The organism is Allopusillimonas soli (assembly GCF_004153445.1).
In the GTDB taxonomy this organism is placed as follows: Bacteria; Pseudomonadota; Gammaproteobacteria; order Burkholderiales; family Burkholderiaceae_B; genus Allopusillimonas; species Allopusillimonas soli.
In genome coordinates this window covers 423,077-445,741 of record NZ_SDQC01000004.1, presented here as the reverse complement: position 1 = coordinate 445,741, position 22,665 = coordinate 423,077, and the positions used below count along the sequence as shown (strand labels likewise).

The following is a 22,665-nucleotide window of genomic DNA, read 5'->3' as shown; positions in this document are numbered from 1 at the left end:
GCCTTATTTGTCTTCAAGCCCGGAAGGCGCTAAGCTTGCGAGCCATTGCTGGATCTTGGTTGGCCGACGGCCTTTCATCTCGGCTTCTTCCTTGCAGATAACTGCGTTGCGAACCAAGTTGCCGCCTATAAAGCGAATAGGGTCACTCGGAAACCTTTTGCATCTCCTTTCCACCAATCCGCATCGACTCCATTCATCCTGGCGAGCTAATGCCAAGCTCGCCAAAATACGGCCGCCTAGTCGGCTAGGGCCCACACCGTTACCACTCCAGCCAACACCATAGAAAATGTTTTCTTGCCCTGCCAATCTTCCAAAGACAGGCAGGCTATCATAAGTACGATCAATAGGGCCTGACCAGCTATAAGCGACTATGTTTTTTTTTAAGAAAGGGTAGGTATTAAAAAGGTCTGCACGCGCCATGGCGATGCTCTCGGTATCGTCGCTAAAAGTCTGGTTGATTTCAGATCGATAGGAAATCACTCCCGTTCCTTTACCAAATGCGATACGCCCATCTGGCGTTGTACGGTAGTAATCTACCAACATCTGCGAGTCCGTAATAGACTCACCGCCTGTCCAGCCTATCTCTTCAAGGTCTTTGGGCACAGGTTGAGTCACAACGATGCTGCTGTTGACCGGCGTGATGATTCGTGCCAGTTCTGGAATTGCTGCCGACCAGGCATTTGTCGCAAGCACTATCTTGTCCGCTTTAAGTTGTCCTTGGTCTGTTTGTAATAGTGCAGGTGACCCAGGTCGCATGCATCGTACGGCCGACTGCTCATAGATCCGAATGCCGGATTCTAGGGCGACCTGGCACATGCCTTGTACAAGGGCCGCCGGTTGCACGGTGGCGTTGGAAGCTTCGAATATGCCCGCCAAATGAATGGAAGACCCCGTCCTGCGCCTCAAATCCGTTGAGCAGATCCGCTCAAACGGTCTAACGCCCAAATCTTCGCAAATTTGCAGCGTGCGATTCCATGAACCAACGTGCAGCGATGTTGTCGCGGTCCAGAGCCACCCATTCTGAACAAACTGGGCATCAATAGCGTGCTGCTGACAGAACTCACCCAGTTCAATAATCGCCCGTTCGGCACTGCGCGCCAAAAAAAGCGCTTGTTCGGGGTTACAGATAGACTTGAGCGTTCCGATCTTCGGCCACCACGACATCACGAGGCCACCGTTGCGCCCAGATGCTCCCCCGCCACATATATCTTGCTCAAGAATTACCACAGTGCAGTCGGGCTCAAGCTGTTTAATATTCAGAGCAGTCCATAAACCTACAAACCCGCCACCAATGATGGCGACGTCTGCACGGTGCTCCCCCTTGAATGCGGGGCAACGTGTGGAAAACGTGAGCGAATCTTGCCAATAACTCGGCTTCAGAGGCTTTGTAGGGTGAAATCTCATTATGACTTTAGTATCGTGCAGCTTGTACGCTACGACCGATCAGAATTGACTACATTACTGTTGATTACTGGTGAGGCACATTCTCCAGAGTGCGGCGCGGCGCGTCAATGAAGCGAACTTAGGAATTGCTCTTACTGAATCCTACTATCGTGCCAATGCACTACTCAAAATATGTATCACGGATTCTTGTGCACAAAGTTGACACGGGTGAACCACTTGGCTGGAGAAGCTACTTACACCCTTGTGAAGCCCATAAAAGGGGCATCGCATACTGAGCTAGTAGCTGGCGGAAGCGATTTCTAGTAATAAGTACAACCCGTCTAATCAATTCGGTTAGATCGAGATGCTGAATGGTCTATTTTGATAGCTTTGAAGAACTGCGGGTACCGGGTGACTTCCTGCATCTTCCAGGTTCTCTAGAGACACGGCACTTCACGAAATCTCTGAGTACACGCAGTACAAACGAGCGTCAGAAGCTATGCCTAGGGGCGCGATGCACCCGCCATAATTATGGCGTTAAGGATCCAACGGCCAATAAATCGACCTTCGGCTTTTTGACGGGATTTAGTGGCAATTAAAAGTATCCGTCAAACCCCATATTGAACTACTGGCATCTCGGGAATACCGCGCTCAATGCATAGCCATCACATGCGGCGCGCAGCTTGAAGTATTCAGGCTAATAGGCGATAAGAATGGTATGCACGTACACCAAGGCACTTCTGATCTGCCGAGGGGCATTATCTAACTTGCAGGCGATGATGTTTAGCCCCTAAACCAGTCTCTCAAAATTTCGCCACGTCTGAAAGGATCCTTTATTTATGCTGGTTTACGCCCCTTTTGGGCCACAGCCACGAATTCGATGGCCGGCTCTGAAGGCTGGGAATTTTTATTTGTGTCAGGAATTTAAGAGCTTTTCCGGCTCTTCCGAACATCTTGTGATTCTTCAATCGACCAGCGCGCGTGGTATAGCCCTGGCTCGCGCCCTCATCGTGGGCCTCGAAGACTTCTAGACGGTAAGTCTCAATAGCCCGGCACGGTGGCCGGATGCTGCGAACCGGTGGCGAAAATAGCGATCACAGTCCTTGCAATGGTACTCGGGCACCGTCAGGCTCAGCACCATCAGCTGGTTGCCTTGGAGAGTGTCTTCTCTGGCCGAGCCCAGACATAGTTTGATCGCTCGACTGTACGCACGCAATAAGGTCACACTAGAGATCACAACCAAGTGATGCCAAACGAGTATCTACCCAACTGGAATCATAGGTACCCGCAGCAATATCAGCAAGCATGCGCTCTTCTACCTCATGCTTATTGACCGTTTCGCGATACACTTCGTCGACAAGATCAAACGGAACGCAAAGTAAGCCGTCTGCATCACCAACAATAAGGTCGCCAGGCTCAATAACCATACCTCCAATAGATATCTCGACATTGATCTCACCAGGGCCATCTTTATAAGGCCCGCGGTGGGTAACGCCGGCAGCAAATACGGGAAAGTCTCCTTGGCGAATTACGGCGGAGTCTCGAATGGCACCGTTGATGACTATCCCTGCCAAGCCCCGCCTCTTAGCATATGCAACCATAATTTCGCCAATGATGGCATTAGACAGGTCGCCGCCCGCATCTACAATAATCACGTCACCGGCCTGAGCAACTTCCAAGGCCTTATGTACGAGCAGATTGTCTCCGGGCCGACATCGAACAGTGACGGCCGAGCCTGCCAATCCAGTTCCATTATGCATCGGACGCAGATCTGGTCCTCCGGCAAACATCCTCGACATCACGTCGCTAATATTGGCCACTGGCAATTGCTTGTAGCGGTCGACGATTGATGCCTCGACCGCGCGGTGTCGCTTCTTAATTTGAAATCCGATCATGGTTTGTCCCGTAAATGCTAATATGCGTTGCAAGTACTGAAAGTGCTTTTTATCTACTGTGGCTGACTACCGGACTCTTTGACCAAGCCACCAAACAGCTCAGTGTCGTCTTTTGTCTTTTAGCCATGCCTGGTGCGCTACTTCCTATAGGATCGTAGCGTGCGGCGCCTTTGAGACTTTTCATCATTTTTCGTCGTTTGCTATTTTTTTCATTACCCCATTCAATTCCGCCGCGACACCGTCTGGAATATCTGCTGGGCCAGCCACCCACTGATAGCTTGATTTACTGCTGCATATCCCGATTCTGTGGACATGAGCATATTTGGCAAGCTAGGTGATCAGCTTCACCAAATAACGACAAAGTGGGCCACACAAGCGGCCCGTTTTGCTGCCCTTCTGCCGTATAAGGGCTTCAGTGCTTCGTAAAAACGTCAAAGGGACTACTGATTCCGGCGCGGTGCAAACGGCGGGGCATCGTGCCGTAGTCGGTGATGGCTAGGTGCTGCGTGCCGACGTTGTCCCAAACCAGCAAATCGCCCTCACGCCACTTGTGGCGGTACAGAAATTGCGGCTGCTTGGCAAAGGTGGCGATGACGTCCAACAGCTCTCGACCTTCCTGCTCAGGCAAACCTTGTATGGCTTTGGTATGGCCTTCCGTCAAGTAGATCCCTTTACGCTTGGTCACCGGGTGCTGGATCACGGCGGGATGCAGCACATCCGGCTTGGAGTCCTTTGCCGGAGGTGCCTTGAAGTTGCCTTCTATCTTGCGTTGGATGTGATACGAAAGGCTATGCACCCCTTGCGCACTGTCGATTTTTTCGCGGATGTCGTCGGGCAAATTCTCATAGACCGCAGCTGTGCTCATGAAACGTGTTTCGCCCAGCGAGGTACCATCCCGTTGGGGAATCTGAATCGCGTGCAGTACAGTATACATATCGGGCTGCGGTAGGTAAGAGCCATCGGTGTGCCAAAGGGCGCCGGCATCCACAAGACCTATCGGCCTCCCGTCCTTCACGATATTGGAAACGATGGTGAGTTCCGGTGCTTCGGGAACCGCAACGTCGGTCATGAACGACACGCGCATCGGGCCTAAGCGCCTGCAAAAGGCCACCTGCTGTTGCGGCGTCAAGCGCTGGTCACGGAGAACGATCACCCCATACGTATGCAAGGCATCAAGCACCACAGCCATTTGATCGTCGCCGACGCCCTCAGCGACGTTCACGCCCTTTACCTCCGCGCCCAAAGCAGCAGCGAGCGGCAGCACTTCTACATCGATATCGCGTTGCCTGTCGGCAATCGCAGAGCTTGTTTGATTCATGCCTTATCCTTTTGTCATGGAAGTTGCCCCGCACTGCGCAAGAAAATGTCATCGTGCACCGCTGGGAATGACTTCATCATATGTATATACATATGTCATGTCAAGAGTATGTATAGACATGTCGCAATCTGGTGATGCTTGAAGACGACAGCGTCGACATCTCATGCCCAGCTGAGCTAGCATTCAGTGGATTGAGATTGTGTGCGCCCATGGCGAGAGACAAGAATGACAGGTAAGAAAGCCGGCCCTGCCTACCAGAAGATTGAATGCTACCTGCGCGAGCTCATACAGACCGGAGCCGGCCGCAGCGAGCCGCTGCCCGCCGAGCCGGATGTCGCCGCCCGGTTCGGTGTCAGCAGAATGACCGCGAGGCATGCCTACCAGAGGCTGGTCAATGCCGGGGTCATTGTGCGCAAGCGGGGCGTGGGGTCTTTCGTCAGTGGACATTATTTGGAACGCCTGCCGATCTCGGGAACACCCGACTTCTCGGGCTGGACGGAAGGCGGCGCCGTCCATTTCGTTGTCGAATCGTATGGAATCGTCAAAGCGCCGGCAAACATTGTCAGGCTCATGAAGCTGAAGACGGGCGAAAAAGTGACCCGGCTTCAACGCACGCGCTCGGTCAATGGCGTCATGAGCCTGGACACGCGCTACATGCCGGCCTCCGTGCATGGACTTATCCCCCCTGCGGACATTGAGCATAAAAGCCTGCTGGTCTTGTTGAAGAATGCTGGTTTCGACATCGCGTCCGGTGAAGTGGAACTAGATGCCCACAGTGCTACGCCACAAGACGCAAGAAAATTGGGGGTCCTGCCGGGGCATCCTATTTTGCAGAGACGGCTGGTATACCGGGACGCCCAAGGCAGGGAGGTTTTGGTGGGCACCTCGCGATACCCTGGCGGGCAGGCCTATACGTTCGGGTTCCAGTTCGACGCTAGAACGATCACCTGATGGCGCTGCCATTTCCGCAAAGGCATCAGTTCCGCTTGCCTGTCCAGCGAGCTCAAGAATTCGAACAAACCGGCAATGTCGTCACGGATGCCACCGGCCCGGGCGCACTCCTCAAATTTTTCTCTAAGCTCGCCCTTCGTCAAGGGCACGGAACGGGCCCCGCGCGCCTCATGGACCTCATCGCTCTTTACGGTTTCACCGCCGGCCAACGTTACAACGACGTGGTCGTACGGTGCATAGCCGGATTCGGCATCTTCCGCCGGATTGATCGTGACCGAGACGCGGTGCATCAAATCTTGAATGATGTCTGTTTGCACAAAATCATCATTCACTTGAGCAAGGCCAACTCGCTGGGCAACCACCGCCGAAGCCATTGCAAACTCAATACTAAACTTGGCTTCCAGACCAGTTTGAGGCCAATGGTTGCGCAGAACGGTAGCGTTTCTGCCACTGATCGACACATCGATGTTTCTGATTTGATTCGGATCCCACCCATGCTTTTTCTGAAGCGCAATCATGGCATCGATAGGACGATGCGTGCAATAGCACATAGGATACTGCTTGATGTTCAGGCCATACTCTTCTATATGCCAATCCCGGCGCGCATGAACGGGAGTGCGCTTATCCACCTTGCCCGAGGGAGACACTGCGGATAAGAAGCCTTGCGGATCTTCCAATGTATTATGAGATCCCGTCGTACCGGCGGCGGCTAGCCTTGCGGCAATGATGCCGGCATGCGCAGCATTGCCAGCGTGTATAGGCTTCGTCATACTGCCGAAGTTCGACATGAGCCCGCTGCTTCGCGAAGCAGCAATGGCCAGGGCATGCGCGGCACGTTCCGGGTCCAGATTGTATAGCGAGGCACAGGCCGCAGCGGAGGCGATGGCGCCGAAGATTCCAGTCGGGTGCCAGCCTTTACGGTGATGGCTTTCGGCATCACGGTGCGCCAGCTCCGCCCAGGTCTCATAGCCTGCGACAAAAGCAGTGATGGCGTCTGCTCCCGAGCGGCCCAACACATGAGCCTCTGCAAGAATGGTTGGCACGAGAACGGCGCTTGGGTGGCCTCTTAAAGCAGCGTCATCCCAATCCAACGCGTGCGCCGCCACGCCATTGATCCAGGCGGCATGCGCCGGGTGCATCGTGTGCTGGCTGAAAAGCACGGGGGCTTCCCCGGCACAGTGTCCAATAGCAGAGATGACTTTGCCAACGACTGGCTCATCCGCGCCTGCGAGCATGACGCCGGTGCAATCCACAAAGCCGGTGCTCGCGGTCGTGATCGCGGTCTGCGGAAGATCCGTGAACGTCAGATGGGATATGAACTGTGCCAACTCCGCCGTCAAGGGAATGGCGTCTGTATCGGAAACATCGTGGTCTGTATGCGACATTATTTTCTCTCTCGGCAGGACTGTGTCTATCGGGGAAACCCGTAAAGGTGCTCAGGATTTGAAACCAGAATCCTCTGCAACACGGAATCATCGGCGCACCAGTCTGACAAGGCATCGACCTTCAAAGCGTCGTTAGGATAGGGTTGGGCATGTACCGAAGACATCGCGTGGGGCCAGTCGCTGCCCCATAACATGCGATCCGGCGCCGCAGAGATGAATGTCCGTGCAAGTTCATTCAGAGCGGGTCGCGCCGCGGACTCCAATTGTGGCCAAGCAGTCGCTAAGGAAAGCTTCAGCCAGGTTCTGCCGGCTTCCAAGAGGCGGATCAAGGTCCGGTAGCCAGGATGCGATGTGCCGCCATGGATCGGGATGCCGGCCATGTGATCCATAACTGTCGGAATAGACAGGCTATTGAGTATGGGAACGATGTCTTCAAGGCCGTCTGGATGCATCCATAATTGCAGGTGCCAACCATAGGAAGCCACACGCTCTGAAATCCGGACAAGCGAATCCATGCTGTTGATCGAGCTGCGGGCCAGGTTGTATCGGAAGCCCCGCGCACCGTCCGCATGCATTTTTTCGATCTCGGCTTCTGGCGTGTCCGGGCCCAGAGTGACAATGCATCGGGCCTTTCCACCCATTTTCCTGGTAGCGTCCAACGTGCATCGATTGTCGAAACCGTACATCGACGGCGCCACAACGACGGTTCTGGTGAAGCCCATGGCATTCTGCCATCGTTTGTAGTCGCCGACGGTCGCATCCGGAACAACCGGCGCATTTTCGGCGAAAGGAAACCGGCTATCGAATATATGCATGTGCGAGTCACACGCATTCAACGGAATCTTCAATTGTGGGGAAGTCGTACTTGAGGTGAACAATACCCGCATAATGAATTCCTGTTACTGTTTCTCGACGCCACTTAAGGCGACGGCCTTTTCCCATTTTTTTGCTTCAGCCACGATGAATTTTCCGTATTCTTCTGGCGTTCCGCCGACAATTTCACCGCCCTTCATTTTCTCGACAAATTCAGGCATGCGAAGCACTGCATTGATGTCGGCATTGAGTTTTTCAATGATCGGCTTGGGAGTTCCCAGGGGCGCCGAGATCCCAAACCACGACGACGTTTCAAACTCTTTGAATCCGGCCTCGTCCATCGTCGGTACATTCGGCATCAACGACGAACGTTTCAGACTCGCTATCGCAAGGGCTTTTACGCGGCCAGCTTCGATGAGCGGCGCCCATGCGACGCTATTGTCGAAAGCCATTTGAACGAAGTTGCCCTGCAGCGCTGTCATCACCCCCGAGGAGCCCTTATACGGGATATGCTGGATTTTGACACCGGCCGCATCCTGAAATAGAGCGCCCGTCAATTGCGCGGTCGTTCCAACCCCAGAACTGCCGTAGTTATATTTTTCCGGATCGGCTTTGATGAGCTTCACCAGATCCCCAACACTATCAGCAGGCACATCTTTATTGACGACCACGACGTTGGGCGTCTTAATGATCAAAACGACTGGTTCGAAGCTCTTCACCGGGTCGAAGCCGATCTTACTGTAGATGAACTGGTTAATGCTGTTCGTGGCCGTATTAGATACAAGCAGGGTATACCCATCTGCTGCAGCTCGTGCCACTTTAGCAGCACCCAGATTGCCGCCAGCGCCTGTGACATTCTCCACGACGACTGGGGCATTCCATTGTTCACTTAACAGCTTGCTTAGCAGACGCGCCATAATGTCGGTAAACCCCCCGGCGGAGAATGGCACCATCACGGTGACCGGCTTACTGGGATAAGGATCCGCCGCTACTGCATTCGTTGCAGCAAACCCTTGTGTCAGCATGGCTATGGTCAAGGTAAAGGCAAGGTGGCGAAAACGCTTGATAGTAAGGTATTTCATGTCTCTCTCTTAAGTTTTTACTCTCAGGATGTCCGATACAGGCGGGCTCGCAATAACACCCGTTCCGCCCGGTCAATGATTGGCTTGTCGACCATCTTGCCGTCGACCGAGAATGCCGCTTTCCCTTCGCGGCGCGCAATATCAGCGTTGTCCATTACTTTCTTTGCATGCGCAAACTCGTCTTCTTCGATGCCGAACACGCGATTGACGATGGGAACCTGGGCTGGGTGAATACATGTCGCGCCGTCAAACCCAAATGCCCTGGATCGTCGAACCATGGATTCAAATTCCTCCAGGTTGCGGAAATTTGACAACGAGCCGATGTACCCCAGCGGTCTGACCCCCGCCTCCCGCGCTGCAACAATCATCTGTTGCTTCAGACCTCGCATGACTTCCTCTGAGGGCTCGCAGCCACACTCCCAAGCAAAGTCTTCGCTGCCCAGCATCAGGCCCATGATTCTTGCGGAGGAAGACGCAATACTGCGAAGCTGGTAGAAAGCGGAAAGAGTTTCCACGGCAACGATGAACTGAATCGTACCGACCGCCATGCCCACCTTGATTTCGCATTTTTCAACGAGCGCTTCGATGAGTTTCACATGCGCCGCGGCTGCTATCTTAGGCAGCGCCAGTACACTCACGTCTTCACACACTGCCGCTTCGATGTCTCTGACGGCAAGATCCAGAGGCTGGTTTATACGTACGGATACCGTCTTACCAGCCAAGCGCAACGATTTCGCAGCGGTTGCGATGCAGGCCCTAGCGTCCTCCTTATCTTTATCTGTATGGTAGACGCTGTCTTCCAAGTCCAGCTGTATCGCGTCAGCTTCAACAGATTTGGCTTTATCAATAAATCGGGGATTATTGGCTGGCACAAACAGAAGCGATCTCCAGTATTCGGGCGCTAAAGTCATGATCAATCCATGCTCAGGTTGATTCGCCGGACGACCCCGCCCCATTTTTCCCGCTCCTCGACAATGAATTGGCGGAAACTGTCCGCGCTACCCCCCGCGACCTCACCGCCATTCATCTTGGCCTTGAATTCCTTTGTCTCTATGATGGCCGAGATCGCTTTGTTCAGAGTCCGAATGACGTCATCCGGTGTACCGGCAGGCGCTGATATCCCCGCCCAAGAGGTAGTTTCAAATCCCGGGTAGCCGGACTCTACGACGGTGGGAATGTCCGGCAGCAACGGAGATCGCTTCAATCCCGTGACGGCTAGGCCACGTATATGTCCACCTTTGACCTGCCCGGCAAGCGTGGTGATGTTGTCGAAAGTCACCTGTATCTGCCCACCGACAAGGTCGGTGAAAACCTGCGCAGAACCCTTATAAGGAACATGCTGCAACTGGATATTCGCAACCCCATTGAAAAGCTCCCCAGTTAAATGGCCGGTTGTACCTACACCGGGCGTACCGAAGTTAAGTTGGCCGGGGTGGTTGTGGGCCAACTCCACCAATTCGGTCAACGTATGGGCCTTTACATCTTTATTGACCGCTACCAGGTTGGGCGTTTTAACAACCAGTATGATTGGCTTGAGTGCCTTCAGCGGATCGACCTCCTGCGTCCGATAGATGTTGGGATTGATGGCATCAGTCGCCGAATTGGATAGATAAAGGGTATAGCCATCCGGCTCGGCGCGGCTTATTTGAGACAACGCCAAGGCGCCGGCTGCGCCAGGCTTGTTATCAACGATGGTTGAAACACCCAGCTTGGCGCCTATGCCCTCGGCGACCAGCCGAGCGACCTTGTCACTGAAGCCGCCCGGGGTAAACGGCACGATAATGGATATCGATTTATCGGGGTATTTGGCCCAGCTGCTCGGACTGATCGCGAACCCTATAAGGGTCGCCATACAGAGTCGGATGACTTTGTTCATCTTGCCTCCTAGAAATCATCAATTTATAAATTTTCGAATCCATATTACACGTTGTAGTTTTATTAAAGGAACGTAATACACGTTTTTTAAAAATGCCTTTTTCTCCTTCCACGGGTGGTATTCCTGATCTAGTATTTGCGTAGCAAGCGGGAGATATCAAATGCAAGAAGTGGAAGTGAATGCACTGTCAGAAAGCAAATTTCATAAGGCAGACTACGATAGAGACACAGTCGGCCCCCTGAACGGCATTCGGGTCCTGGACTTATCCAGGCTGTTTGCAGGCAACGCTTTAACTCAGATGCTCGGCGACTTTGGCGCAGAGGTCATCAAGGTAGAACCCAAAGAAGGAGACACACTACGCGCCTGGCAGACGCAAGGCATAGAAACCAATTGGAAGTTATATGCCCGCAACAAGAAAAGCCTCGCACTGAATCTACGCCATGAGTATGCGCAAAAGTTGCTCAGGCACTTGGTGGAAACTTGCCACGTTCTGGTGGAGAGTTTCAGACCAGGCACATTGGAGAAGATGGGGCTCGCTCCAGAACAGCTGCATCGGCGTCACCCAAAACTGGTCATCGTCAGGATATCCGGCTGGGGTCAAGAAGGCCCTTATAGCCATCGACCAGGGTTCGGTACCTTGATAGAAGGAATTTCAGGCTTTGCCTCCTTTAATGGATTTCCGGATCGCGAGCCAGTACTTCCCCCGTTTTACATGGCGGATGCGTTTGCCGGAAGCTATGGCGCAACGGCTACAATGATCGCTCTACGAAACTCCGAGAAACTAGGCGGCATAGGTCAAGTGATCGATGTCTCGTTGCTCGACCCTCTTTTTCATGTTCTAGGACCGCAAGCGGCCAACTATAGATTGACGGGAACAGTGAAGCCTCGCGTCGGCAGCCGGTCTACTAACTCCGGGCCTCGAAATGCCTATCGCACCAAGGATGACCGATATGTCTCCTTATCCGCCTCAACGCAAAAAATGGCAGAGCGGCTGTTCAGGTCGATCGGCAGAGAGGATCTCATAAACAATCCGAAGTTTGCGACTAATGCCGCACGCGTAAAAAATGTTGATGAACTCGACAATATCGTAGCGGACTTCATTTCCCAAAGAACCCAGGCAGAGAATGTTGCGTTCTTCGAGGCAGCGGAAGTGACCATCGGCCCCATTTATGACATATCGCAGATCATCGAGGATCCACACTTTATCGAGCGCGGAATCATTCGCGAATACCCGGACAATGAAATGGGCTCGTTTCCCATGCACACGGTACTTCCCCGGCTGTCGGCAACACCCGGAAGTATCAGAACACCTGCGCCAGCGCTCGGAGCGCATAATCGCGAAGTTCTGGCGAAAGTAGGCATCGACGAACATGCGTACCGAAAGCTTCTTGAATCCGGCATAGTCTTTGAGGCGTCAACTTGAACGTGATTTCTCGAGGGCGAGTACGCTACGAATGTGATCTATAACAACACCCACTAGTCCCTCCTTGGGAGAACCGCGCTTCCATACCGCACCAATCAATCGTTGATGGTGAGTAGCGAGAAGCGGCAACTTTGCCAAACGCAGCCCAGGCGGCGACGGGTAATGAGAGTCGGGAACCAAAGACACACCTAGTCCCCTGTCCACCATCAGAGCGATGGTTAACAAGGAGGCCAGCTCAAAACGCTCTTTTGGCACGATGTCCATTTCTTTTAAGTAGCGATCTGCCAGCTGGCCTCCCCAATGCTGACGATCATACCTGATGAAGGGTTGTGTTCTTAGAATCTTGTACGGATCCGCAGCCCGCAAGCGGGCGGGCACAAGCGCAATGAGCGGCTCAACAATGAGCAATTGCCAGCATAGAGACTTGGGAAAGTCATATTGTGGATGGGGAATGATCACAGCATCCAAGGCGCCTTTGCGGACGTCTTCCAGTAGTTTCTCGGAAGTGCCCGCGTGAATAAAAACTGATAAGGTAGGGAGGCGCTCTGTCAGCATCAACAAAGTATCCGGAATAAACGACTGCAACGCTGTATTGATCGATCCCAAGCGCAACTCTTTTGGAGGCAGTGAAGAGTTGGCGGTCAAATGCATGTTCGAATAATCATGAACCAGCGCTCGAGCCTGTTCTAGGACGCGATGCCCCGCTTCCGTTAAGGACACCGTGCGGCCTGTGCGCATAACGAGCTTCACGCCCAAGTCTTTTTCAATCGACTTCATCTGCTGCGCCAGTGTCGTCGGGGATAGATTCAGCCGTCGTGCCGCTTCAGCAACAGAACCCGCATCCACGATGGTGAGGAAGTTTTTTAGAAACGCAACATTCATGACGAAACCGGTAAAAAAGAAGGAACGATAGCCCGTTACCTTCCCGAGCCTTTGATATGTTTGGTAATTCTATTAGGATAACGCAAGACCCCTTGTCAAAGCGCTGCAAGTCATCAACCACATGCTCTCCTAGCGGGCTAGCCTGGCTGCGAAAGGTCTGCTCGTACAAGCGGGCATTTTTTGTGTCTTTTGATCGCTTGGCCCAAACCACTTGGCCGTTCGTCGTAAATTCTGCTCAGTCACCACCAGCGTACACGGTATCTTAAAAATGAATTTCTAAAATATTAGGTATTACATTGAACAATTCCTTGCGCCGTCTCGACCTTAATTTGCTGGTCACTCTCGATGCGTTACTGACCGAGCATAATGTGACACGCGCAGCGGAACGTCTGCACCTATCGCAGCCCACCGTGAGCGTACAACTAGGCAAATTGCGCGCCCTGTTCAACGATCCGTTGCTGCTTCCCGGTCCACGCGGTATGCGGCCCACGGCACGCGCCGACGAGTTACGAGAGCCGTTGAGGCAAGCGCTGGAATCACTGGAGCATGCGGTCACACCATCCAGTCCGTTCGCTCCCGCCCAAGCACGACAGACTTGGTGCGTTGCGGCGTCAGACTACGGTGAATTCACGATCGTGTTACCAGCGCTTGCCGGGTTGCGTGTGGCGGCGCCCAGCACGCGATTGGCGGTCCTTGGCCTGTCACCTTCCTTACTGGCACGCCAAGCGGAGCAAGGCGACATTGACCTGGCCTTTCACATCAGCGAAGAAGCACCGCCAGGCTTGCGGCGCCGCTCAATGTTCACGGAACGCTATGTGCTGGCTGGCCGTACAAGCCATCCGCGTTTGAAACGCCGCCCTACTCTCGCTCAGTTCTGCAAACTGGATCATGTAATCGTGTCACCAGTTGGTGGCGGGTTTCAGGGACCAACGGACACGGTGCTTGCGCTGCATGACATGACGCGCAACGTAGCGCTATCGGTGCCGCACTTTCTGTTTCTCGAATCGGTGCTGGCGAACACGGATCTTGTGGCTATGGTGCCGTCTCGGTTGATACACAGCAATCGAGCGCTGCAAGCGGTGGAACCGCCGATCGAGGTGCCTGGTTTCGAGATGCTGATGCTGTGGCATGAGCGGGTACATCGAGACCCCGCTCACCAGTGGCTGCGGGAACACATAGCCAAGTCGATATGAATGGCCTGAGTTCACTTAATTGAGCATTGAACATCATGCGTAGGCCGAGCAAACAAACTGAACTACCCAACCGGTCAAAATTGCGGCTCTTGATGCATGCTCTCGAGAATCGTCAACACGATCTGACTCACCGTCTTATGACGGTAGTTCGCCGCGCGTTGACGCATGGTCTTGGCCTCCGCGCTCAGGGGTACATGAAGCCGCTCATCCTTTGCTTCTACTGCGCTGGACATGGCAAGCTCCTCGGAATGAGAAAATAATTGCGCTTCAAAATGGAGTACAAAAGCCCAGCTTTCAGGCCGGCGATTGTCATTTGTGGGCCAAGCACTCAGTGCTCTTCCCCGTCAATGATGAAGAGCTCACAACGAACGCAACATGTCGGGTCGCATACCAAAACACCAATGCCAGCACGCTAACCGAAGCACCAAGCAGGCACACGCCTTGCCAGCCGGTGCGAGCATAAGTTGCGGTGGTACTGATGGCACCCAACCCGCTGCCAACGGCATAGAACAGCATGTAAAGACCGATCAACCGGCTATGCGCTTCGGGGCGGGTGCGAACAATCAAACTTTGATTTGTGACATGCAGTGCCTGGCCACCCAAGTCGAGCAGCACAATGCCAAGCACTAATGCCCAAAGCGACCACGCCATCAGCGATAGCGGTCCCCAGGCCAGCAGCAAGATCAAGAGTGCCGCTATGCTGGTGCGCTGTCCATATCCGTCGTCGGCCCACTGCCCGGCACGCACTGCAACCAGCGCGCCCAGAGTACCGACCAAACCAAAGGCGCCAATGGCCGTGTGTGAAAAGTCATAAGGCGGCGCGGTCAATGGCAGTACCAAGGCGCTCCAGAAGATGTTGAATGCCGCAAACATTAACAAAGCCAGCACGCCACGCACTTGCAGCACCTTTTCTTGCCGCAGCAGCGTGAACATCGATCCCAGCAGGTGCGGGTAGCTCATCGCGCTCGGCACTACCGCCAGGACCGGCAGCCGTTTCTATAGGGGCAGCGCGACAGCCAGCATCAGAGAAGCAGAGCAGAAATATACGCCTCGCCACCCGGCCACATCGCTGACGCCTCCAGCGAACACGCGCGCCAGCAGCAGACCAATGAACAGCCCGCTTTGCGCTGCACCAACAACGCGTCCTTGCTCGCGAGGTGCGGCGGCGCTTGCTGCATAGGCAATCAGCCCCTGTGCCATTGCCGTACCCAACATACCAACGCCGAGCATGCCGGCCAGCAACACAGGTATGGACGCCGCCATACCCACCGTTGCCAGTGCCGCCACTAGCGCCAGTAGTTGTATGGCCATCAGTCGGCGACGTTCTATCCGGTCTCCCAATGGCACCAACAGTAGCAAGGCCAATGCGCAACCGGCCTGCGTGGCAGTCACTACCCCGCCGACAGCCGCGTAGCTGATGTCGAAGTCTCGCGCCAACGCGTCGAGCAATGGTTGCGCGTAGTAGACATTCGCCACACTTAAACCGCTGGCGATAGCAAACAGCAGCACCAGACTACGAGGCATTTGTGCATCTGGCACCGAAGCGTGGTTCCGACTCGGCAGTGCCGTAAACAATGACTTCATGATTCCAAGTCCATTCAATCAAGTTTCAAAATAAAACTAGTTGAATGCTATGGCATGTAGTTTTAAAATGCAACTTAGTTGAATGCCCGCGATGTTCCAATGGGAGCTACCGTGCCTCGCCACAAGACAATGAATGACAGACCGTGTCCCGTCGCCCGCTGCGTTGATATTGTGGGAGATCGCTGGTCGTTGCTGATCGTGCGTGACGCCTTTGATGGCGTGCGCCGTTTCGGTGACTTCCAGCGCAGCCTGGACGTTGCCCGCAACATCCTCACAGATCGGCTGCGCAAGCTAACCAAAGCCGGCATTCTTGAAATGCAGGCGGCTTCGGACGGCACCGCCTATCAGGAATATGTCCTGACAGCCAAGGGAGAGAGCCTGTTTCCTGTTGTCGTGGCATTGCGACAGTGGGGGGAACGGCATGCGTTCGCGCGTGGCGAGCGCCATTCCGTACTGATTGACAAAAACACGGGCAAGCCAATCGCGCCGATGATACCCACATCGAAAGATGGCGCCATCTTGATGCCTGCCGCTACTGAGGTACGAAAAGTGACGTGATGTTATCTTGGCTTATCACATTGAGTAGACGTGGCGGGCCGACGGCGTTATTATCACTAAGTAATACCTAGTGATAAGGGGCCTGCTATGGCAACATCTCTCAAGATCGACGAAGCCTTGAAAGGCCGTGTTCAGCATTTGGCTAGCCAACGACGTCGCTCACCACATTGGATCATGCTCGAAGCCATCCGACAGTACGTCGAGCGCGAAGAGGCCCGCGAGAGCTTCAAGCAGGAAGCATTGGCATCATGGGCGTCTTACCAAGAAACAGGCCTTCACCTGACAGGGCAGGAAGTTCGCACTTGGTTGAACACCTGGGGTACCGATAAAGAAAAGGCGCTGCCCGAGTGCCACAAGTAATCATCACCGAAGCCGCATCGGAAGGCTTGGAGCGGTGCCGGCAGTTCCTGCAAGCCAAGGCGCCGGAAGCCGCCCGGCGAGCGGGTCAAGCCATCGCACAGCAACTCTTGTTATTGGAAACAGCCCCAAACGTTGGCAGACCATACCCTGAAATGCCGGAATTGCGTGAGCTGGTCATTACGTTTGGGGATTCTGGTTATGTTGCTTTGTACCATCACGAACGAGTCGACGACGCGGTGTATGTCCTGTCCTTCCGGCATCAAAGAGAGGCGGGCTATTGAAGTGACGATCGAAACGGGTCTGCTTGAGAGTACGCTGGTATATGACATTAGCTTGTAACTCGCCCGCAATGAGATAGACGCCATGTTGGTTGTGCATCGTGAATCAATAAGCTTACCCAGCTCACGAAAGCACGCACAGTTGGCGACAGGTGACGGTTCTGCGGATACATGATTGACAGCGGCACCTCAGGCGATTCGTAGGTCCGGAGAATATCCACCAATCGACCATCTCGAAGATATGGTTGGGCTATAAAGTTCGCGATTCGAATCAGGCCCAGCCCCTCCAAGCCGCAAGTGACATACGCGTCAGTATCGTTTACAGCAAGGTTGCCGGATACGTTAACGGTACGTTCCTCGCCATTGATAAGAAAGCGCCAATCGACTGAACGCCCGGTTCGCCCGGCCAGGAACTGCACTAAGCGGTGAGACTTTAAGTCTTCCAGGGTTTTCGGCTCGCTGTGTTTTTTAAGGTATGCGGATGAGGCGCACGTTATCCATTCAAAGCTGCCAACCCGACGAGCCACCAACACCGCCGACGACGCGGGGGTGCCGGCGCGCAACACACAGTCAACGCCCTCTTGAACCAAATCGACCGGTCGATCGCCGAGCGTCAGTATGAGATCGATATCGGGGTAACACTCCTGAAAGTCCGTGATAGCTGGTAGAACAACCCTTCGAGCCAATGAAGGAGACATATCCACACGCAATTTACCGCGTGGCGGCACAGCCTTGCTAGACAGCGAGGATTCGGCCACTTCAACCTCGCTCAAGATTCGCCGGCAATGGTCATAGTAAAGGATGCCGTCCGGCGTCAGGCTAAGCGTGCGCGTGGTTCGCTGCAACAGCCGGGCCCCAAGATGAGCCTCCAAATCTTTTATCACTCTGCTTACAGTCGAAGGCGGCATGGAAAGGCCATTTGCTGCATTGGCGAAACCATTCATATCAACAACGCGTACAAAAACCCACATAGCTCGGAGTTTATCCATGTTCGAACCTCCAGATTAGGATTCTTCCGTATGCCATAGCCCTTCCAAAACATAAAGCGCGCCATGAGCGCCTGAATAGTAACGTCTCAAGGCCAGCCTATTATTCCATTTTTTACAATATTAAAAACAATTTCTGTGGCTTTTTCCATCATGCATCCGGCCATTATTATTTCTCGGAATCGGCTTTCTACCGGCATCATAATGCTTGCTGATCAGCCAGCAGCGCTGGCCAGATTATGCACAAATATGGGATAGATCATATTCCAACCATGTAAGGGAAATACACCATGAATCAACACAAAAGCGGAGTAGATACTGAACACATGCTGGTACTTGGCGCGGGCCAATTGGGCATGGCAGTGCTACGAGAGCTGGCACCCCGTCGCCAGAATGCAAAAACACGACTGACTGTTTTGATCTCGCCGAAAATGTGGAAATCGCCAAGTGTATTAGAGGCGAAATCGGTTGCCGAGCTTATTGACCTCGGCGCTGAATTACTGCCCTTCGATCTGTTTACCTGCACCGAAGACGAGCTAACCGAAGTATTCAAGCGATTTCGTACCGTCATTAACTGTACCGGTTTCGTTGCAGGGCCCGGCACCCAGATGAAGGTGACACGTGCCGCCCTCTCTGCAGAAGTATGCCGATATTTTCCATGGCAGTTTGGTGTTGACTATGACATTGTCGGAAAAGGCAGCGGACAACCCGTCTTCGATGAACAGTATGACGTCAGAACGCTGCTGCGGTCACAGAACCGAACCGAATGGGTAATTGTGTCCACCGGCATGTTCACGAGTTTTCTGTTTGAACCGGCCTTCGGTATAGTTGATTTCAACTCCAAGACAGTACATGGACTGGGCACCTGGGAAACCAAGGTTACGGTCACCACGCCCGAGGACATCGGACGACTCACCGCAGAAATCGTGCTCGAACAGCCTCGCATCGCGAATGAGATTATCTACGTTGCCAGCGACACCCTCTCGTACGCAACACTCGCAGATATTCTGGAAGACGTGACCAACACCCCCTTCACACGCAAACTTCTCACACGGGAATATCTGAACGATATGTTGGGCCGACATCCTGACGATGTAATGGCCCGGTATCGGACCGCCTTTGCATTAGGCGACGGGATGTGGTGGGAAAAAGCAGTCACTTATAACGAAAGCCGTTCCATTCCAACGACAGACGTCGCGTCATGGCTACACGGTCATTTGGATGCGGTAGATTGCGCTCATTGAATGCAACAAGGCGTTTTCCCGTTAGATCAAGGAGCCATATGTCTCCCTCGACATTCCAAACGTTGAGAGTCATAACCCGGACACGCATGTTAAGCTCCCTAAGATCGACCTGCCGATAAAGATGGCAGCCGATGGAGGTTGCCTGGCAACAGTAACGGCAAAAACACAGCGCAAGTTCTAGAACCTGCTGCCGCAGTTTCGGGATTATCTTGACTCTCTGCGACGTGCGGCCGCAAGCTGGAGTTTACTCGCATGACAGATTGGAAACCATCGGGCTATCCGTCGATAAGTCCCTACTTGATATGCAAGAATCCCGAGGCTTCGATTGCCTTTATGCGGGAAGCATTCGACGGCAGTCTGTTGCGAAGATTCGATCGCCCCGACGGATCGCTGATGCACGCCGAAGTTCGCATCGGCGACAGCGTTGTCATGATCGGCGGTGGAGAAACCGGCCACCAAAGCGCACATGTTCACATCCACCTCTACGTCAATGATGCAAAATCGGTGTTCGAGCGGGCTATTGCTGCTGGAGCGACGCAGGTTCAGGCACCGATACGCAAGCGGCCGGACGACGATCTGCGCGGTGGTGTTCAGGATTCATCAGGAACGATTTGGTGGATCGCCACGCAATAGACCAAAGCCGCCGTCCCGATTATTTCCCGCGTCATCAGCGAGCCAACGATGTGCTTGGTTCTTTCGTAGATATATTCCCTGTTTCTGGTCTGCGCTTCAGAGTCGTAGTGACGTAACGACATCCCTAGCTCGACCCCGCCCGCGGCAGCTTCGCAATGACCTTGATCTCGAAATCAAAGCGGCGGCTTGGTTCGCCTATTCCAGGACTGGACGTTGGCGCCCATGCCAATGTACCTTGCCTATTCTCCAAACCGACATGTCAGCACAAAGCTGCGCGTGTTCATGGATTGGGTGGTTGAACTGATGGCGCTGCATATGCCGCCATGCGGCCCAAGCCCATGATTGCGGCCACCCATTTCATCAGCACCCCAATGAAAACGTCAGGCGCTAAATTACTTTTTTGCGCAGCCACGCCGCAACGGCTTCGCCCGCAATCACCAGTCCGATAATCGCCAGCAGAATGGTGGCCACCGTGCGCCAGTGCAGTGTATCGATGGCGCCTTGAAGAATGACGCCGATACCTCCGGCACCCACCAGACCAAGCACCGTCGATTCGCGCAGATTGATATCCCAGCGCAATATGCCGACTGCGAAGAATGTGGGCACAACCTGGGGGACGATGGCGTACAGAATCACCTTGGCGCGCGAAGCGCCGGTGGCTTCCAGCGCCTCGACGGGACGCCGGTCTATTTCTTCGATCGCCTCGCCCAGCAGTTTGCCCAGAAAACCCAGGGAGCGGAACATGATGGCGACGATGCCCGCCATCACGCCTGGTCCGAAAATGGCCACGAACAGCAGCGCCCAGATCAGCGTGTTGACCGACCGGCTGGAAACCAGAATGAATCGGCCCAGCCACAAGGTCGCACGGTTTGGCGTGGTGTTTTGTGCCGAGATATAGGCCACCGGCAAGGACACCAGGACAGCAATGAAAGTGGCGATGGTGGCGATATTCAGGGTTTCGACCAGGGCCCACAGGATTGCCCGGATGTCGGAAAAATCCGGAGGAACCATGCGGCCCGCCAAGTCGCCAATTTGAGCAGGGGCGTCCCACACCCATGACCAAATGATATTGATGGAGCTCAGGGACCAGCCCACAGCCAGCGCCACAAGCGCAAAAATCCCCAGACGCATCCAGCGCTCTTTCGGCGTATGGCGCGCCCAGGCACGATCGGCCACGGATTGCGTCACCATATGGCCCTCCGGATGCGGCCGCTTACGGCTTCGCTGATCAGGATAACGCCGATGATGACCAGGGTGATCGCCAGGGCGAAATCATAGTCGTAACGACCGAAGGCATTCATGAGTGTCGCACCGATTCCGCCGGCACCCACAATCCCAACCACGGCCGAAGCGCGCAAATTACTGTCAAGTTGATACATCGACAGACCGATCTGGCGCGGCATGATCTGCGGCAGCACGGCAAACTGCAACACCGTAAAGAATGGCGTACCCGTGCTGCGTAAGGCTTCTACCTGACCCCAGTCAATTTCCTCGATGCGTTCGGCAAGCATTTTTGCCACAAACCCGATCGAGTAAATGGTTAAAGTCAGAATGCCTGCAACCGGACCAAAGCCCACCGCCTTGACGAAAATGATAGCGACAATGACGGGATGGAAGCTGCGCGACACGATGATCAGGGCGCGCCCCAGCAGATAGATCGGTTTGGCCGCGATATTGCGGGCCGCCATGAAGGCGATCGGGATACTGAGCGCCAGACCGAGCAAAGTCGCCAGAATGGCGATTTGCATGCTTTCAAGAAACCCGTCGATCAGAAGCTCATGGCGGGCAAAGCTTGGGGGAACAGCGCCGGAAAAGATACGCGCGGCGCGTGTCATGCCTTGGCTGATGCGGTCCCAATTGAAGGGCAACGTATAGATGGCCCAAGCCAGGTAGGCGATCACCGCAGCCGCCAGCGCCCAGCGCAGCAGCGGGTTGGCGATGAAAGGCGGCTTGCGCCAGGTATGCGGCAATGGCGTGGATGGGCGCGTCATCAGGCTGTGGCTTCCAGGATGTCGGGGTGGACATGGCCCCGTTCTTCGGCGGGCGTGCCGCTATAGACGCGATGCATGGCATCCGCATCAAGGGCGTCGGGGGGGCCGTCGAAAATCAGCCGGCCGAAACGCATGCCCACGATGCGGCGCGTAAATTCCTTGGCCTCGGCAACGTTGTGGATGTTGATCAGCACCGGCAGCTTGAATTCGTCGGCCAAGCTTTGCAGCAGCTCCATGATCTGGCGCGAAGTGACCGGGTCGAGCGAGGCGGTTGGCTCGTCAGCCAGCAGGATTTGCGGTTCTTGCATGAGCGCGCGCACCACGCCGACACGCTGGCGCTCCCCACCCGACAGTTCGTCTGCGCGCTTGTTGGCGTAGTGCGCGATGCCCACGCGCTCCATCAAATGGAATGCGCGCTCGATGTCCTCGGCCGGGTAGCGTCTCAATGCAGCGCGCCAGTACGGGATATAGCCAAGGCGGCCGCATTGGACGTTTTCCATGACGGTCAGGCGGTCGACCAGGTTGAAGCCTTGAAAAATCATGCCGATATGGCGGCGCGAGCGGCGCAGCCCTTCGCGCTTTAGCGATGTCAGTTCGACGCCATTCAGTTCGATGCAGCCGGAGGTGGGCTCGACCAGGCGGTTGATACAGCGCAGCAAGGTGCTTTTGCCCGCGCCCGACGCACCGATGATGGAGACGATAGATTCGCCGGCAACCTCAAGGTTGAGGTCTTGCAGGACGGGGGCGCCATCGCCGTAGCGTTTGACCAGGCTGGTAATGCGAAGCATGCGTGACTCTTCAGTATGTCTTGCGTCATCTGGCCGGCACAC

The 22,665-nt window shown here is 54.5% G+C and carries 22 protein-coding genes and 2 pseudogenes; 9 read left to right on the top strand and 15 right to left on the bottom strand.

All coding sequences use genetic code 11. The annotated features are described in order from the left end of the window. Positions 1-3: 3 nt before the first annotated feature. The 3 genes from ERD78_RS14955 to ERD78_RS14945 form a co-directional block, all read right to left on the bottom strand. Complete coding sequence (locus ERD78_RS14955; protein ID WP_129970107.1) at positions 4-1,404, bottom strand: NAD(P)/FAD-dependent oxidoreductase; 1,401 nt, start codon at positions 1,402-1,404, stop codon at positions 4-6. Between the two features lie 1,205 nt (positions 1,405-2,609). Further along, on the bottom strand, positions 2,610-3,278 hold the full coding sequence (locus ERD78_RS14950; RefSeq protein WP_129970106.1) for an RraA family protein: 669 nt from the start codon (positions 3,276-3,278) through the stop codon (positions 2,610-2,612). Positions 3,279-3,690: 412 nt separating this feature from the next. Further along, positions 3,691-4,596 (bottom strand): TauD/TfdA dioxygenase family protein, encoded by a 906-nt coding sequence (locus tag ERD78_RS14945; RefSeq protein ID WP_129970105.1) that lies wholly within the window; start codon positions 4,594-4,596, stop codon positions 3,691-3,693. Between the two features lie 225 nt (positions 4,597-4,821). On the opposite strand from ERD78_RS14945, the gene ERD78_RS14940 reads away from it, so the two are divergent. Then, positions 4,822-5,547 carry a GntR family transcriptional regulator gene (locus tag ERD78_RS14940; protein ID WP_129970104.1) on the top strand — a complete coding sequence of 242 codons (726 nt, stop codon included), beginning with the start codon at positions 4,822-4,824 and terminating at the stop codon, positions 5,545-5,547. Here the strand turns inward: ERD78_RS14940 and ERD78_RS14935 are convergent. The 5 genes from ERD78_RS14935 to ERD78_RS14915 form a co-directional block, all read right to left on the bottom strand. After that, positions 5,505-6,932 (bottom strand): MmgE/PrpD family protein, encoded by a 1,428-nt coding sequence (locus tag ERD78_RS14935; protein ID WP_129970103.1) that lies wholly within the window; start codon positions 6,930-6,932, stop codon positions 5,505-5,507. The genes ERD78_RS14940 and ERD78_RS14935 overlap by 43 nt on opposite strands. Positions 6,933-6,958: 26 nt before the next feature. Beyond that, complete coding sequence (locus tag ERD78_RS14930; protein WP_167668950.1) at positions 6,959-7,747, bottom strand: amidohydrolase family protein; 789 nt, start codon at positions 7,745-7,747, stop codon at positions 6,959-6,961. A gap of 84 nt (positions 7,748-7,831) precedes the next feature. Next, positions 7,832-8,827, bottom strand: coding sequence for a Bug family tripartite tricarboxylate transporter substrate binding protein (locus tag ERD78_RS14925; protein WP_129970101.1), 996 nt, complete (start codon positions 8,825-8,827; stop codon positions 7,832-7,834). A gap of 23 nt (positions 8,828-8,850) precedes the next feature. Continuing rightward, the gene (locus ERD78_RS14920) at positions 8,851-9,738 is read right to left on the bottom strand and encodes an HpcH/HpaI aldolase/citrate lyase family protein (protein WP_167668949.1); all 888 of its coding nucleotides are present in this window, start codon (positions 9,736-9,738) and stop codon (positions 8,851-8,853) included. Positions 9,739-9,740: 2 nt separating this feature from the next. Continuing rightward, positions 9,741-10,703, bottom strand: a complete 963-nt coding sequence (locus ERD78_RS14915; RefSeq protein ID WP_129970099.1) for a Bug family tripartite tricarboxylate transporter substrate binding protein — start codon at positions 10,701-10,703, stop codon at positions 9,741-9,743. A gap of 160 nt (positions 10,704-10,863) precedes the next feature. Between ERD78_RS14915 and ERD78_RS14910 the strand changes: the two genes are divergently transcribed. Continuing rightward, positions 10,864-12,126, top strand: a complete 1,263-nt coding sequence (locus tag ERD78_RS14910; protein WP_129970098.1) for a CaiB/BaiF CoA transferase family protein — start codon at positions 10,864-10,866, stop codon at positions 12,124-12,126. On the opposite strand, the gene ERD78_RS14905 is transcribed toward ERD78_RS14910, so the two are convergent. Next, positions 12,118-13,008: a LysR family transcriptional regulator gene (locus ERD78_RS14905; protein WP_129970097.1), complete on the bottom strand. Its 891-nt coding sequence runs from the start codon at positions 13,006-13,008 to the stop codon at positions 12,118-12,120. The genes ERD78_RS14910 and ERD78_RS14905 overlap by 9 nt on opposite strands. A 296-nt stretch (positions 13,009-13,304) precedes the next feature. Here ERD78_RS14905 and ERD78_RS14900 point away from each other — a divergent pair, with 296 nt between their 5' ends. After that, entirely contained in the window at positions 13,305-14,201 is an 897-nt protein-coding gene (locus ERD78_RS14900; protein WP_129970096.1) for a LysR family transcriptional regulator, read from the top strand. 74 nt (positions 14,202-14,275) lie between these two features. Here the strand turns inward: ERD78_RS14900 and ERD78_RS14895 are convergent, their stop codons facing one another. Both ERD78_RS14895 and ERD78_RS14890 read right to left on the bottom strand, forming a co-directional pair. Then, positions 14,276-14,434 (bottom strand): type II toxin-antitoxin system TacA family antitoxin, encoded by a 159-nt coding sequence (locus tag ERD78_RS14895; RefSeq protein WP_245152483.1) that lies wholly within the window; start codon positions 14,432-14,434, stop codon positions 14,276-14,278. A 76-nt stretch (positions 14,435-14,510) separates the two neighbouring features. After that, positions 14,511-15,725, bottom strand: a pseudogene (locus ERD78_RS14890) (MFS transporter). A gap of 189 nt (positions 15,726-15,914) precedes the next feature. On the opposite strand from ERD78_RS14890, the gene ERD78_RS14885 reads away from it, so the two are divergent. From ERD78_RS14885 to ERD78_RS14875, 3 genes are all read left to right on the top strand, one after another. Beyond that, positions 15,915-16,343: a winged helix-turn-helix transcriptional regulator gene (locus ERD78_RS14885; RefSeq protein ID WP_167668948.1), complete on the top strand. Its 429-nt coding sequence runs from the start codon at positions 15,915-15,917 to the stop codon at positions 16,341-16,343. Between the two features lie 87 nt (positions 16,344-16,430). After that, the gene (locus ERD78_RS14880) at positions 16,431-16,703 is read left to right on the top strand and encodes a CopG family ribbon-helix-helix protein (protein ID WP_129970094.1); all 273 of its coding nucleotides are present in this window, start codon (positions 16,431-16,433) and stop codon (positions 16,701-16,703) included. Then, entirely contained in the window at positions 16,691-16,984 is a 294-nt protein-coding gene (locus ERD78_RS14875; RefSeq protein ID WP_129970093.1) for a type II toxin-antitoxin system RelE/ParE family toxin, read from the top strand. The genes ERD78_RS14880 and ERD78_RS14875 overlap by 13 nt, the downstream gene beginning before the upstream one ends. 47 nt (positions 16,985-17,031) lie before the next feature. Here the strand turns inward: ERD78_RS14875 and ERD78_RS14870 are convergent, their stop codons facing one another. Next, the gene (locus tag ERD78_RS14870; RefSeq protein ID WP_129970092.1) at positions 17,032-17,970 is read right to left on the bottom strand and encodes a LysR family transcriptional regulator; all 939 of its coding nucleotides are present in this window, start codon (positions 17,968-17,970) and stop codon (positions 17,032-17,034) included. A 287-nt stretch (positions 17,971-18,257) separates the two neighbouring features. Between ERD78_RS14870 and ERD78_RS14865 the strand changes: the two genes are divergently transcribed. From ERD78_RS14865 to ERD78_RS14855, 3 genes and pseudogenes are all read left to right on the top strand, one after another. Next, on the top strand, positions 18,258-19,211 hold the full coding sequence (locus ERD78_RS14865) for an aromatic alcohol reductase (RefSeq protein WP_129970091.1): 954 nt from the start codon (positions 18,258-18,260) through the stop codon (positions 19,209-19,211). Between the two features lie 252 nt (positions 19,212-19,463). Then, entirely contained in the window at positions 19,464-19,844 is a 381-nt protein-coding gene (locus ERD78_RS14860) for a VOC family protein (protein ID WP_129970090.1), read from the top strand. Between the two features lie 174 nt (positions 19,845-20,018). Further along, positions 20,019-20,186: pseudogene (locus ERD78_RS14855) on the top strand (LysR family transcriptional regulator); the annotation flags it as partial. A gap of 45 nt (positions 20,187-20,231) precedes the next feature. On the opposite strand, the gene phnE (ERD78_RS14850) reads toward ERD78_RS14855, so the two are convergent. The 3 genes from phnE (ERD78_RS14850) to phnC are packed head-to-tail and all read right to left on the bottom strand — an operon-like array spanning position 20,232 to position 22,623. Next, complete coding sequence (gene phnE, locus ERD78_RS14850; RefSeq protein WP_129970088.1) at positions 20,232-21,035, bottom strand: phosphonate ABC transporter, permease protein PhnE; 804 nt, start codon at positions 21,033-21,035, stop codon at positions 20,232-20,234. Continuing rightward, positions 21,029-21,835, bottom strand: a complete 807-nt coding sequence (gene phnE, locus ERD78_RS14845) for a phosphonate ABC transporter, permease protein PhnE (RefSeq protein WP_129970087.1) — start codon at positions 21,833-21,835, stop codon at positions 21,029-21,031. Before phnE (ERD78_RS14845) ends, phnE (ERD78_RS14850) begins: the two co-directional genes overlap by 7 nt. Then, positions 21,835-22,623: a phosphonate ABC transporter ATP-binding protein gene (gene phnC, locus ERD78_RS14840; RefSeq protein WP_129970086.1), complete on the bottom strand. Its 789-nt coding sequence runs from the start codon at positions 22,621-22,623 to the stop codon at positions 21,835-21,837. The genes phnE (ERD78_RS14845) and phnC overlap by 1 nt, the downstream gene beginning before the upstream one ends. Between the last annotated feature and the right edge of the window lie 42 nt (positions 22,624-22,665).